A 13,952-nucleotide genomic window follows, 5' to 3' on the forward strand; every position below is an offset into this window, starting at 1 on the left:
CGTATTTTAGGACGAGACACCTTACCGAGCAGCTTAGTTAAATACCATCACCACCAATAAAGCTCTGTGAGCGACCGTTGAACTGCTGGTCCATATCCAATGAAGGCTTATCTGTTTTAGGTCGTCCTACAATCTTAGCAGGCACGCCCGCGACGGTGGTATGAGCGGGTACTGGTTGTAAAACAACAGAACAAGACCCGATCTTCGCGCCTTGACCCACCTCAATATTGCCAAGAATCTTAGCACCAGCACCGATCATCACACCTTCACGGATCTTCGGGTGTCGGTCGCCACATTCCTTACCTGTACCACCTAACGTGACGTCTTGCAGAATCGAGACGTCATTTTCCACAATTGCTGTTTCTCCAATCACAATACCTGTTGCATGGTCTAGCATAATACCGTGGCCAATTTTTGCTGCTGGATGAATATCCACTTGGCACGCTACCGAAATTTGATTTTGCAGATAAGTGGCCAGCGCAATGCGTCCTTGGCGCCATAGCCAGTTCGCCACGCGATAACCTTGCAAAGCATGATAACCTTTCAAGTACAGCAAAGGCATTGAGTACATGGAAACCGCAGGATCTCGATTCACTGTGGCACAGATATCACAAGCCGCTGCCTCTGTGATCGAATGTTCTGCGTTGAACGCTTCTTCCACCACTTCACGAACCGCCATCGCGGGCATAGACACTGTATTAAGCTTGTTGGCCAAAATATAGCTAAGTGCAGCGGCTAGGCTTTCATGCTTGATGATCGTCGCATGATAAAAGCTTGCTAGCATCGGCTCTTGTTCTGAGAGCTCTCGAGCCTCTCGAACGATGGCTTGCCATACTTTCTGTTTTTCACAATGTTTCATTTCTCAACCCTTCACCTAAGCCTGCTTAAGTGTTGTTTGCTTTCCATGTCTTTGGACGCTTACGCTTCTGATTTCTTATCACGAGCAAGCAAATCTTTTGCTGCAATATGTGCATCTTTTCCTTGATACAACACTTGATAAATTTGGTCAACAATTGGCATCTCGACTCCCATGCGCTGTGACAGTAGCCAAACTTCTTTAGTGTTACGATAGCCTTCAACGACCTGCCCAATCTCATCCTGAGCCGTATCTACATCTTTACCTTGCCCTAGAGCTAGGCCAAATCGACGGTTACGTGATTGGTTATCTGTACAAGTCAGAACCAGATCGCCCAGCCCAGCCATACCCATAAAGGTTTCTGGCTGAGCACCTAATGCAGCACCAAGACGCGTCATTTCTGCGAGGCCACGAGTAATAAGAGCTGTTCTAGCGTTAGCTCCAAAGCCAATACCGTCTGACATTCCTGCACCGATCGCAATCACATTCTTAACCGCTCCACCTAACTGCATACCTGTAAAATCACTGTTGGCATAAACACGAAACGTCTTGCTGCAATGAATTTTCTCCTGCAGTTCAGAAACAAAACTCTCATCAGGAGACGCGACAGAAATCGCCGTAGGCATACCTAGCGCAAGTTCCTTGGCAAACGTAGGCCCTGATAGTACAGCTAAAGAGTACTCTTCCCCTAACGCTTCTATAGCCACGTCTTTCAGTAGGCGTCCTGTCTCTGGCTCAAGACCTTTCGTTGCCCAGCAAATGCGTGTGTCTGCTCTGAGGTGAGGTTTAATGTTGTTAAGCACGATGCCAAACACATGACTGGGTACCACAATCAATAAATCACGACTTGCCTGGACCGCTTTTTCTAGATCTGACTCAACGATCAGTGATTGTGGAAAATCAATACCCGGTAAGAATTCGTGATTCGCTCTATCTGACTGCAAACGTGTCATATGCTCAGGGTCATGGCCCCAAAGCACCACATTCGCGCCATTTCTCGCCAGTGAAATAGCCAGAGAGGTACCGTATGAGCCAGCACCAAGCACCGTCATAGCAATTGCTTTCCCGTAGCCGTTTTGAATGTCTGAGTCCGTCATTAATCCGTCCGATCGTATTAAAAATTTGGAAGTTGGAGCTTCGATTGATTTCAATGTAAGGCACTATTGTAGGCAATAAACAAAAAATGCACATCACATCCTTTGATGCTCTGTGCATTTTGTTGATACCAAGAAACAGCGATAACGTAATTAAGCTTCCGCAGTACCTTCTTGCTGAGCTTGCTGCTGCAGGTAGTTCATAAACAATGCGTCAAAGTTAACTGGCGCTAAGTTCAATTGCGGGAATGTACCTTTAACCACTAGGCTAGAAATCGTTTCACGAGCGTATGGGAATAGAATGTTAGGGCAGAATGCACCTAGACAATGCGCAAGCTGGCCTGCTTCCATTTTATCAGCAGTAAAAATACCACCTTGTTGAACTTCACACAAAAACGCAGTTTCTTCTTCGTTCTTCACCGTTACAGTCAGACGTAGAACAACTTCATAAACACCTTCACCTAGTTCACGGCTTTGGGTGTCTAGGTCTAGTTTCACATCTGGGTTCCACTCTTTTTGGAACATATTTGGTGAATTAGGCGCTTCAAAAGAAACGTCTTTTAGGAAGATACGTTGAATCGCAAAGTTTTGTGCGTCTTGTTGTTGTGGTGCTGCTTCAGCCATTTTGAAATCCTTTAATAATCAATTTTCTAGGAGACTAGACGAGAGAGATTGCTATTACTAGGCTTCTCATAAAATTCGTGGAAATGCCCACACCTCTCTTTAACAAACGCTGTTTTTTCAATCGGCGTTTGCAGAAAAACCACTCAGTTTATTTTTTGCCTTTCACTAACGGCAAATTTGCTTCACTCCAAGCAAGCAGGCCATTCTTCAGCAAACTGACATTTTCAAAACCAGCTTTGACAAGAAGGTTAGCACTCTCTGGCGCCGTATTGCCTGTTTTGCATACCACTATGATTGGGTTAGATTTTTGGTTTTCAAGGCTGCCAAAGTTACCGGCTTTGATATCAGAAGGTAAAATGTGAACTGCATCGGTAATATGTCCATTGCGGAACTCATCTTTACTACGGATATCAACAACAACACCATTTTCACGGTTCATTAGGTGCGTCGTTTGTGATGCAGTGATCTCTTTGTACGCTGCTGTCGTTGACTTAACAATATTCATAATAAGGGCAACCAGTAGACCAACCCATACTAGAGAGAGAATCATGTTCTCTTGAAAAAATGCGATGTATTCTTGCATGTCCTGTGCTCTTCAATAATAGAGCTGCTTAATTCTAAGCAGCTCTGGACTAGAAATCAGAATGGGAGTATAGCGGGGATAAGAACTTAAGGCGAGAGCACCTTAAGCAATACGAAGAATAGCTAGTCATTTTCTCGACGAGATGCGTAGCGAATAAGAACAATCGCAACACCCAGCATTCCCCCAAGCAATATTGATAATATGCATATCAGGGCCCTTTTAGGGCCTACCTTTTCTTCCGGCACTACTGGAGGATCGATTACTTTGAACGCGTATTCATCTTTCACTTCCGCTAACATGAGAGTTTTTGTTTGTTCTTCAATGAGTTGGTAGAACACGTTCTGCATATCGACGACTTTGGTTCTGTCCAACTGTTGTTCAAGGTATTCAATATTACGATTGGTATCTGTTAAAGATTCTTCTTTCATCCAAGAGTTTAGCTCTTTCACCAACCATTGAGTCCATTGCTGAGCAACATATGGAGATAAGTGGGTAATACTAACGGTAACTATACCAGTCTCTTTGGATTCAGAGACTTTTAATATACTTTGAAATGCTTTGTAGGCTTCCCAAGCCGTTGGCTCTAAGGATTTTTCTGGATCTTTAGGGTCATTAAGCCAGCGAATGCCGTCATAAAGTTCAGGGTCAAGTACAAGCTTATTGCTCTCTTTGTCCCACGATTTGGTTGCCATCAAAATAGGTAGTAAAGCATATTTATCAATAAATGCATTGATAAACTTGCGAGATTCCAGAGTTGCTAAAGACAAAGCCTTATCGTCTGTTTTCCCACTCACCACATTAATTCCAGCCAAGGAAGCTAAGCCTCCAAACTGACTCGCCATTGCGGCAAGCCCACCAACTTTTTCATCATTTGAAGCAACCAAAGTGGCAGACGCTTGGTAAGTATTCGATTGTGATAGCGCGAATACAACACCGCCTAAAGCGAATAGTAAAGTAGTAACAATCACCACCCACTTGCCTCTCCACAGAGTAAGGAATACTTGCCTTAGATCTATTTCATCGTTAGTAATTGGCAAGCTTTGAACTTGGGTAAAATTATTTTCATGAATGATTGGCTTGTTCATAATATCTTCTTGAATATGATAGCCCCCTCAATTTGAGAGGGCTTATAAACTAATTAATCCTTTACAGCACTCCAGGCTACACCAATTTGATACAAGATTTGCGTCGCTGATGTCAGTGTGCTCAAGCCATCTAGGTAATCGGTGTCTAGTGGTACAATGATTGTATCTCCAGGTTCCAGAGGATTAGATTTGCGGCTGAACCAGAATGAATTATTGGGTAACATGACAGAACCATCAGCACGAACAACATAAATTCGGTCGGTATCTGCCTGCTTTTTGGTCCCACCCGCAGAAGAAATATAATCTTCGATCGTCATTCCAGGAGTAAAAGTGTGGTTCGAGGTAAACTGAACTTCACCCATGACACTAACAATTGGCTGCCTAGCTGGGACATACAACTTATCGCCTTTCTCGACAATAATGTCAGCATTGGTATTTCCAGCTAGCGCTTCAGGCAAGTTAATAACCAAGCGTCCGATGGCTTCCGTAGATGCCAGTTCATCAGCAATGGTCATCGCTTCCGTAGGGCTAGTGGTATAAGTAGCGCTTGAGTTCTGGCGACGTAGCGCTAAATTACCTATTTCTTGTTTCAATTGCAGATTGAGTAGCTTTAACCGCTCTTCCTCCTGGCGACGCAGATTTTCACGACTGAATACCGCCCCTTGTGCGTACGCAAACTGAGTTAATCCACCTGCTCGCTCTATAAGATCTTGAATCGTCTCTCCGCGCTGGAACGTATAGGTTCCCGGAAAAACAACTTCACCTTGCAATTCAATTGAATTACCACGCTGCCAGTTCGGTTGGGTCTTGATAACAATGTGATCTTGCGCCTGAATATCAAGTTCCTCTTGACCACTTAAAATCTCATTGGGAGAAAAAGAGTGATGCTCGACAACAAAATCTTGTTTTATCTTCTTCGAACGGCTCAGCTCAGCACTGTATAAAAATGCTTGCTCAGCAAAGCCACCAGCTGCAACGATTATTTTCTCAAAGCTGGTATTCTCTGTTAGCGGGTAGACACCTGGATATTTTACCGCACCTGTCACTTCGATAATTTTAGCTTGCTCGGTAAGACTAGCCTGTGCTTTAAGCCTTTCAATGATTGGTTTTAACAATGATTCTCGACTAGACAAGCGAAAATCATCCGCAATGGCAAATTTATCATCGTCAGCAATATCGAGTTTCTTTTGCTGCTCTTTTTCTACCAAAGCGCCGGTTGCTGAGTCCAGTACCACAACGCTCTTAGAATTATAGGATGGCAACGGCGTTCTCAATTGCGATTGTGGCTTTATTTGCGATTGAGCTTGTAGCTGTGCTTGGGATTGCGATTGCGATTGCGATTGCGATTGTAATGACTCAGTTGGGAAAGATTGAGCTTGGAATTGATCACTTGTGTTGTTCTCAACAGTCTCAGTAAGCCTAGTCATTCGTTTTAAATTGGTAGACTTTTGCTCTCTATACCAGTAGTCAACATTAAGGCCATTATCAAATACAAATAGTTGGTCACCTTTTTGCAAAGAGAAATTGTCGCTTGTGCTAGGTGTGTTGAACACCTCCCCTAAATCAAATTGCCAAACGCTAATATGACGACTTTCGGGTTCTTCTCTAACGAGCAATGCATAAGACAGATCCGCATTCTCTTTAACGTCTACACGACTGATAACATCACTGATTCTAAGCCCCTTTTTATATTGATATGCACCTTGGCGGAATAGCTCTCCACGAAGCGCAATCGCATTCTCTAGCTTCTCCCCTGTGGGTAATAAAGAGATTTCATCGCCTGCTTGTAGCTTAAACGTTTTACCTTGCTGTGATGATAAGTCTAATGTCAGCTGCTCAATACCCTTTGAGGTACGTCTTTTTACGCTCACTTTTGATAAATAGGCACTAGGCAAAGCACCACCAGCGACATTGATTAATTCATTTAAACGACTGTCTACCTTAAGCTCATAATGGGCAGGGCGAAGTATTTCTCCTTTGATAACAATATCAGATTTCTTGGCCGGAACGAGAATAGTGTCTCCGGCTTGTAAACGGATATCTTGACTAGAGTTACCATTGACTATCAAATCATAAGCATCAAACGTCAACACCGTTTTGCCAAGTCGTTTTAGTTTAATGTTTCTCAAACTACCGGTTAACTTTATACCTCCTGCTGCAATCAAAGCTTGAGATAGAGTAGTCAACCCATTGACATTGTAGGCGCCCGGCTGCTTAACACCACCTGTCACAAACACCTGCATTGTTCGCATAGCACTTAACGAGATAACCGCCTCTACCCCAATAGACTTGCGTTGAATTAGCGACGCCACATAGGTTTTCAGCTCACTAAAAGTTTGCCCTGCCACATATTCAGGACCGTATTCAGGGATATTGAGTTTGCCCTCTCTATCTACTTTTAACTTTAAGTCGCTATAAGATTTTCCGTAGAGTTGAATTCGGACTTCATCCCCAGGAGCGATAATGTAGTCATGAGGAACAGGCAAATGTTTGACTGGCGTAAAGTCGAGTGGATTACCAGCGAAAACATCATAACCAAAGTGAGGCAATCCATTTGAATTCCCTCTATTCTCATATTCAATATCAGTTTTAATGCCTTTTTTAAAAGCTTCTGTTGCTCTCTCAGGCTTCTTAATTTCAGGTGTATCGAGATCTGAACTCGAAGAAGGAACACCGAGAGAGTCAATTAAAGAAAGATCCACACCCAACTGTCTAGCAAGCTGTTCTTGTTGGGCCTTAGGAAGAGATTTGAACTGATTAATCTGCGCTTGAGTTGGCATTGCAGCATTGACACTCGCACTTAGGAGTATTGAGGCGGCCAACATGTGTGTATTAAACTTCAATGTTGTGGTACTCATTAAATTATATAATCTTCTCTAGTGTTTACGACACAATTAAAACCTGAATTCATACATAGAACCAAATACCATTTCACTTTCACGGTTGTCTTTACTGAGATAGTCGGCACTAAGGCTAACTCTTCCTTGTAGCGCAGGAAGTTGATAAGCCAGTTGGTATTGTTCCTGCTTATTATTTTTGTCATCCAACAAATGTTTAGTCACAAAGGTTGCGGAAACCTGATGATCATTGGCAAGTTGAAGGTAACTACTAAAAGACCAACTACTTTCATTCAGATAACTCGACTGGAGGTAATTATCAATTTTTTCACTGAAAATTAATTCACTCTCCTGTGAAGTTAATGACTGATATTCAACAGACATACGCAACGAACTTCCGAATACAGGCCTATGACCAGTCCAGCCTATAAGATACGCGCCTAATCCACTATCCTTTTGAGCAGAAGCGAGCTCACCATATAGGCCATGCTGCACATTGTTAAGTTGGGGTAAAGTAAGCTTTACATCGACAGTCGTTTGCTGTTGATGACTAGAAACTTGCTGCTGACTCGCCTCAAACCAATAATGTTGTGTCAAGCCCAATTCTAACCACGAATTCAGTTTACCAGCATATCTCAATGAAGTTCTGTAATCATAGTCTAGGTCTTCTAACTTTGAAGTCACTATATTCAGGCTCCACACTCCTAGAAAAGGATTGTCTCCTATCCAGCTAAGACCAGCATCTAAATCACTTCCAGACGTTGCTAAAATGAGACTGTGATTCCAACCGTGCCCCCACCACCTAGGTAACATACCCACATCGAATAACGTACGACCAGCATTCAGGGCGATGTATGTGTTTTTAAAAGAAAGCTCTTTATCGCTAGCGTTGTCTAGATACGAAGAGTTAAGCCGGAATGCATAACTGTTAGCGAGATGTTCATAGCTCGCTTCCATCACCCACTTATCTCGGTCCACATCAGAAAACCAACCATTGTCTAAATCTTTGTTTCCACCAGAAATAGCAAAGCGACGATTGCCTCGATTAAGCTTGGCGGTCTGTAGAGCGTAGTTAAAGTGGCCAAGTTCAGCATCTAAGTAACCAGAGGTATCGATGACATGATCCCCATCGGCAATAGATGACCAACGTAATGGAAATGTACTAGTCACTCCGTTAAGCACACCTCCATCACTTAGCGCCAGCATAGAAGACCTTAGAAAAGGATCGTTGGCTTCGATCCAAGGAGAAGAATAGACATAGGCATTCATTAAAAAGATAGATGTCAGTGATATGGATATTCTAAGCCTATCAATCTTTCGCATATGTCCTTCTTTTGTCTCCGCATCAATATAAAATACGAGCAATTCAGTGCTGAATACCTTCGTTTTAGCTCATTATAAAGGGCGTTATGGATTAAGCAATCCACCATACTGTGATCACCTTGCATTAAAGAAATTTAAATTTTTACAGATATAACAAAGTGAAATAGAATCAAAACTGGAACGAACTAATTTTGTTCCAACATCGATGTTAAATTGTAAATTTACAAGGAAGACTCAATGAAGAAAATTGCTCTAACCATGTTAGTTGCGTTATGTGCATCAACTGGCGCTTTCGCTGAAGAAAGTTCTACAGCAAGCACTGCAGGTAGTTCTGCTGGCGGTTCTGCTGCTGGTGGCACAGCCGCAGGCTCAACAGCTGCTGCTTCTACTGCCGCAGCAGGTGTAGCGACAACAACAGCGGTAGCTGTAGGCGCAGCCGTTGCTGTAGCCGCCGTGGCAGTCGCAGCATCAGATAATGATGGCACTACGGGTACTGATGGTACTAACTAATTAGTACTTCGAGTAATAAACACCCTTAGCATTTTTGCTAAGGGTGTTTTTTTGCGATATTTATTAGTTCTGAGTTTTCATGATGACATATAAGGCAACCGCTCTATTTATAGCGACTATCTTGACATTATTAACGGGATGTACACAGCGTTTCGCTGATACTAACGAGACTTTAAAAGAAGCATTTTGGGGCTTTGAAGATGTGAATTTAAAGAAAGAAACAATCGAAAACATACCCTATGCTAGTAGCTATTTTAAAATTAATGATGGACCACAAATTCTGATGGTGCTTGCATTTGTTGAAAAGAATCCACAATCCGGAAAAACTCAGCATAAGTGGCTATCCAATGACAAAGCGATGATTGTTACCGAAGAGGGCCGTATCGTTAAAACATACAACCTTCCAGACGCAAACCTGAGCAGTAAAATCTCTTCTGAGAACATTGTACATTTCGATAATCCTCAATATTACTGGACTTCTGTTTATGACTGGCAGCCTGACTATCATTACAACCATCAAGCGAAAATTACCACCGAATATGTAGCCACAATGCAGTTAAACTCTATGTTGTGGTCTCAAAAGGTCAACATCTGGCAAGAATACATTTCATTTGAGAAATTGGATAAGACCATGCAAAGCACTTATTGGGTAAATGGCAATGGAGATGTACTGAAATCGGCCCAATGGGTCATTCCAGGCCAGCTTTTCATCGAGCAAGAAATACTCAAGCCATATAAAGGATGATCTTGATGAAGCATAGCTTTTTAGTTCTTTTAACTTTAGTTTCTTTTACAAATGCCGTCGCCAGTAGCGTTAAAGTAGAGCTTCCCAGTGAGCAATTAGTGATTAACTATACTGCCCCCGTCCGCCTTGAGAGAGCCATTGCTGACTCTATATTACATAGTGAGAACAATGCTCCATTTAGTTATCCATTGAATAATGCTCTATTCAACATAGACAAGCAAAGAGTCGCCAACAATAAAAAACAAGCCGTATTGAATTTACTCGATAAACTTAAAAAGCAAGATTCAGCACTTTATGAAAGTCTCGGCATCTTACACGAACAAGTGAAAACTTGGTCTGTAGGTTATAGAGAAAACCTTGCACTAGATCTCGACTTTATTCGCCTTACTCCTTCTGCCAACCCTATGCTTTCTGGTCATTATCAATTCGAATATCTAGATCGCCCTAAAACCATAAATATAGAAGGGTTAGTTTTCAGTACCTCTCGACCAGACGCAAAACCAGATTGGACGGTCAAAGATTATTTATCAACGTCTAGAGTGCTTTCTAGTGCCAGTAATAGTTATGCTTGGGTTATCTACCCAGATGGCAATTATAAGCAAGTTGGCTTCGCTTACTGGAATGATGAGAATACCCCACTACCTCCAGGCTCTAGCATCTTCGTGGGATTTAACAATCCATCAACAGAGCTTTCTCAGCTTGAACAAGACATCGTCTCTCTAATTGCCTGGAGAAGAAATTACTAATGAAACTTAATGTCATCACCTCTTTATTCCTCTCTCTTGGCTTCGTTTCAACAGTTCAGGCAAGCGATAATCTCAAAGTATCCCAAACTGACTTTGGTGGCGTCGGTCTAATGCAAATGCCTTCAGGACGTATGGCGAAAGAAGGGGAGTTCAATATAGGAGTTAGCGTCAACGACGACTACCAACAGTACACTGCATCAATTCAGTTAATGAATTGGTTGGAGTCCACAGTCCGTTACACAAGGGTGCCAGACTTGTTGTTTAGTAGCGATCCCTCTTACAGTGGAGACAATTTATATACCGATAAAGGCATCGACTTCAAAGTCCGCCTTTGGCAAGAAGGTTACTGGTTACCAGAAACTTCAATTGGTGTGCGCGACTTCGGCGGCACTGGTTTGTTTGACGGTGAGTTTGTTGCTGCAACAAAACGCTTCGGTAATTTAGATGTAACACTAGGTCTTGGCTGGGGGTACTTAGGCCAGCGTGGCAATGTGACCAATCCTTTCTGCAAAATGAGTGATGAATACTGTACTCGTGACGGTGATTTCAGAGGTACAGGCGGCAGTGTCGATTACGAGCGCTGGTTTAAAGGCCCAGCAGCTATATTTGGCGGTCTTGAGTACCAAACGCCTTATGCACCACTTCGCTTAAAGCTCGAATACGATGGCAATGATTATACACAAGACTATCCTGTAGTTCGGGCTGGCAAAACCATGCCTCAACATACTCCATGGAATGTAGGGGTTAACTATCGTTTAGGGGATTGGGGGGATGCCAAAGTCAGCTATCAACGTGGAGATACCATCACTTTTGGTATAAATATCTACACCAATTTTAACGATATGAAAGCGACATGGCGTGATGAGCCCAAACAGGCTGTCACCAACGTGGATAACAATAACCCTGACTGGCAATCGGCAGCAAAACAGATTGAGTCAAACGCAGGCTTTGAGCAAAACTCGATTACACTGGATGGCGATACCGTCATAGTGAAAGGCCAGCAGAAAAAGTACCGCGACAGAGAAAAAGCTCTCGACCGAACCGCAGCAATCTTATCTAACCATTCAAATGATCTGATTCGCGTATTTAAAGTCGTTGAACAGCAAGATGGTATGGACCTGAAAGAAACCACCATAGATAAACAGAAATACCTTACTGCAGCGAATTACTTATCCACTGAAGCAAAAGCCAAAGACAGTTTTGAGGAATCAGAGCCTAAGAGTATTGCAAAAGCACCCGTAGTAGAAAACAAAGAACGCTGGGATTATGGCTTCGAACCCGTATTAAAGCAGAGTATTGGTGGTCCTGAGTCATTCTATTTGTACAGTTTAGGCGTCAGCGCAAATTCGAACTATTGGCTCACTGATAACCTTGAGTTTGGCGGTTCAATCATCTTCAATGTGGTCGATAACTATGACAAATTTAACTACATTGAAAACTCTCCACATGTAAGAAATTACTCAACACCTAGAGTCCGAACCATGTTCCGTGCCTATGTGCATGATAATCCAGTCAGGCTCAACCACCTTCAACTCACATGGTTCGAACAGCCATTCGAAGAAGTTTATACCCAGATGTACGGTGGCTATCTAGAAATGATGTTCGCTGGTGTCGGAGGTGAAGTACTATACAGACCAATAAATAAGAACTGGGCAGTAGGTTTCGATGCTAACCTAGTCAGCCAACGTGACCCGGATTCATGGTTTGGCACATACAGTGAAGATTACTTCTTCTATGATGAGGCGACCTGCAATGACCCAACACCTTCTTGCCAAGCGTATGTTTTAAGCCAAGGTACAACAGGACATATCACAGGTTACTATATGCCAAATTGGGACTTCCTAAGAGATACACTGTTTAAGGTCAGCGCAGGCAAGTTTTTGGGTGGAGACATGGGCGCTCGCTTCGATTTTTCTAAACAGTTCAAGTCTGGTGTGATTGTCGGTGCTTACGCCACCTTTACCGATTTGACAGCAGAAGAATATGGCGAAGGAAGCTACAACAAAGGCTTCTATATTTCGATTCCTTTAGACATCATGACAATTAAACCCAGCACTGGCCGTGCAAATATTTCATGGGAACCAATAACCCGAGATGGTGGACAAATGCTGAAGAAACAATACAATCTGTTTGATAAAACAGACGTTCGTTCTCAGTGGTACCAGAAACCAAGTACTGTTGAGTAGAATGAAGAATAAAAAGGCTGACAGCAATGTCAGCCTTTTTACTATTAGGCCCTAGGGAAAGGGAATGCAGTTACCTTATCAATATGATCATTGCTGGTCGCTAGCATGATGAGACGATCAATACCTAATGCAACACCCGCGCATTCAGGTAAACCAGCTTCTAGCGCTTTGATCAAATGGCTATCAATAGGTTGAGTGGCTAATCCCATTTGTTCTCGTTTGGTATTATCTGACTCAAAGCGTTTAAGCTGTTCTGTTGCATTGTCTAGTTCATGGAATCCATTTGCTAGCTCTATTCCTTTAAAATACACCTCAAAACGGTCCGCAACGCGACTGTCTTGGCGGTTTATCTTTGCCAATGCCGCTTGTGAAGCAGGAAAATCGTATACAAATACGGGGACCTGCTGGCCAATTTCAGGTTCAACCCCAACACCAAACAATAGCTGCAACAAAGTGTCTCTATCCTGCTCAAGTTGAGCTATATCACTGAGCCCTAGCTTACCAGCCGCCACTTTAAGGTCTTCCATCGTTCCCTCTAAAGGGCAAACATTTAATATTTTCAGAAAGGCCTGCTGATACGTCATACGCTCCGCTACACCGACTTTCAGAAGTCGCTGTAACAGGTCATCTATTTCATTCATCAACTGATGATGATCAAATCCGACCCGATACCACTCAAGCATAGTGAATTCAGGGTTGTGATATCGACCATTTTCTTCATTTCGAAAAGACTTACAAATCTGGTAGATACAACCACTTCCCGCCGCAAGTAAGCGCTTCATATGGAATTCAGGGCTGGTCATCAGGTAAAGCTTCTTACCGTCCGCATAGCCTGGGCCAATAAATTCGGTTTGAAACGTATGAAGGTGGATATCCGTCACTGTCGCATGACTCATCGCTGGCGTATCAACTTCAAGGACACCTCTATCATCAAAAAACTGGCGCACTTCTCGAATCAAACTAGCTCGCTGCTTTAACTGCTCAACACTTGCTGTAGGTTGCCAATCTGCCTGCATACTTAATCTCTCGTGATGCTTTAATGTGGCGAAAATTAGCATCTTTTGCTCAAAATTAAAATGAGTTGTACTTAACCTGAAGCGCTTAAATAACGTCTTACAGCCAATAATTCATTCAATTAATCATTGATGATATTAATTCCCCGCAACAGCTGGTACGTAGGAGTATTTGAGCCGATATGGATTTGCCGTGATAGTAATCACATAACCTATATTTTCTATGCCCTTGCATGCATTACCGGAGCAAAAACCTAAATACATCAATTTTTCTGCCAATAAGCTCTTCTACACTAGCCCTATCAACTTTGGGGGTTTACCCCATGTAATTACAACAAGCGGAACAATCC

Annotated in this window: 12 protein-coding genes; 4 read left to right on the forward strand and 8 right to left on the reverse strand. The window is 42.8% G+C overall.

Annotation, left to right across the window (positions count from 1 at the left end; translation table 11 throughout):
- Window positions 1-37 precede the first annotated feature (37 nt).
- The 7 genes from cysE to TW84_RS11690 form a co-directional block, all read right to left on the reverse strand.
- Entirely contained in the window at window positions 38-859 is an 822-nt protein-coding gene (gene cysE, locus TW84_RS11660; protein ID WP_045975814.1) for a serine O-acetyltransferase, read from the reverse strand.
- Window positions 860-918: 59 nt separating this feature from the next.
- Window positions 919-1,953: an NAD(P)H-dependent glycerol-3-phosphate dehydrogenase gene (gene gpsA, locus TW84_RS11665; protein ID WP_045975815.1), complete on the reverse strand. Its 1,035-nt coding sequence runs from the start codon at window positions 1,951-1,953 to the stop codon at window positions 919-921.
- Window positions 1,954-2,103: 150 nt separating this feature from the next.
- Window positions 2,104-2,574 (reverse strand): protein-export chaperone SecB, encoded by a 471-nt coding sequence (gene secB, locus TW84_RS11670; RefSeq protein ID WP_045975816.1) that lies wholly within the window; start codon window positions 2,572-2,574, stop codon window positions 2,104-2,106.
- 148 nt (window positions 2,575-2,722) lie between these two features.
- Window positions 2,723-3,157 carry a rhodanese-like domain-containing protein gene (locus TW84_RS11675; protein ID WP_045975817.1) on the reverse strand — a complete coding sequence of 145 codons (435 nt, stop codon included), beginning with the start codon at window positions 3,155-3,157 and terminating at the stop codon, window positions 2,723-2,725.
- Window positions 3,158-3,279: 122 nt separating this feature from the next.
- Window positions 3,280-4,242 (reverse strand): Wzz/FepE/Etk N-terminal domain-containing protein, encoded by a 963-nt coding sequence (locus tag TW84_RS11680; RefSeq protein WP_045975818.1) that lies wholly within the window; start codon window positions 4,240-4,242, stop codon window positions 3,280-3,282.
- Window positions 4,243-4,295: 53 nt separating this feature from the next.
- Window positions 4,296-7,100, reverse strand: a complete 2,805-nt coding sequence (locus tag TW84_RS11685; protein WP_045975819.1) for an SLBB domain-containing protein — start codon at window positions 7,098-7,100, stop codon at window positions 4,296-4,298.
- A gap of 36 nt (window positions 7,101-7,136) precedes the next feature.
- Entirely contained in the window at window positions 7,137-8,402 is a 1,266-nt protein-coding gene (locus tag TW84_RS11690) for a capsule assembly Wzi family protein (protein ID WP_045975820.1), read from the reverse strand.
- 237 nt (window positions 8,403-8,639) lie between these two features.
- Here TW84_RS11690 and TW84_RS11695 point away from each other — a divergent pair, with 237 nt between their 5' ends.
- The 4 genes from TW84_RS11695 (at window position 8,640) to TW84_RS11710 (ending at window position 12,589) form a co-directional block, all read left to right on the forward strand.
- Window positions 8,640-8,912 (forward strand): hypothetical protein, encoded by a 273-nt coding sequence (locus tag TW84_RS11695; protein ID WP_045975821.1) that lies wholly within the window; start codon window positions 8,640-8,642, stop codon window positions 8,910-8,912.
- Window positions 8,913-8,991: 79 nt separating this feature from the next.
- The gene (locus tag TW84_RS11700) at window positions 8,992-9,657 is read left to right on the forward strand and encodes a YjbF family lipoprotein (RefSeq protein ID WP_240478170.1); all 666 of its coding nucleotides are present in this window, start codon (window positions 8,992-8,994) and stop codon (window positions 9,655-9,657) included.
- Between the two features lie 5 nt (window positions 9,658-9,662).
- Window positions 9,663-10,403, forward strand: a complete 741-nt coding sequence (locus TW84_RS11705) for a capsule biosynthesis GfcC family protein (RefSeq protein ID WP_045975822.1) — start codon at window positions 9,663-9,665, stop codon at window positions 10,401-10,403.
- Window positions 10,403-12,589 carry a YjbH domain-containing protein gene (locus tag TW84_RS11710; protein ID WP_045975823.1) on the forward strand — a complete coding sequence of 729 codons (2,187 nt, stop codon included), beginning with the start codon at window positions 10,403-10,405 and terminating at the stop codon, window positions 12,587-12,589. The genes TW84_RS11705 and TW84_RS11710 overlap by 1 nt, the downstream gene beginning before the upstream one ends.
- Window positions 12,590-12,633: 44 nt before the next feature.
- Here TW84_RS11710 and epmA read toward each other — a convergent pair whose 3' ends face one another.
- Complete coding sequence (gene epmA, locus TW84_RS11715) at window positions 12,634-13,605, reverse strand: elongation factor P--(R)-beta-lysine ligase (protein ID WP_045975824.1); 972 nt, start codon at window positions 13,603-13,605, stop codon at window positions 12,634-12,636.
- Window positions 13,606-13,952 lie beyond the last annotated feature (347 nt).

It is taken from the genome of Vibrio neptunius, assembly GCF_000967495.1.
GTDB lineage: Bacteria > Pseudomonadota > Gammaproteobacteria > Enterobacterales > Vibrionaceae > Vibrio > Vibrio neptunius.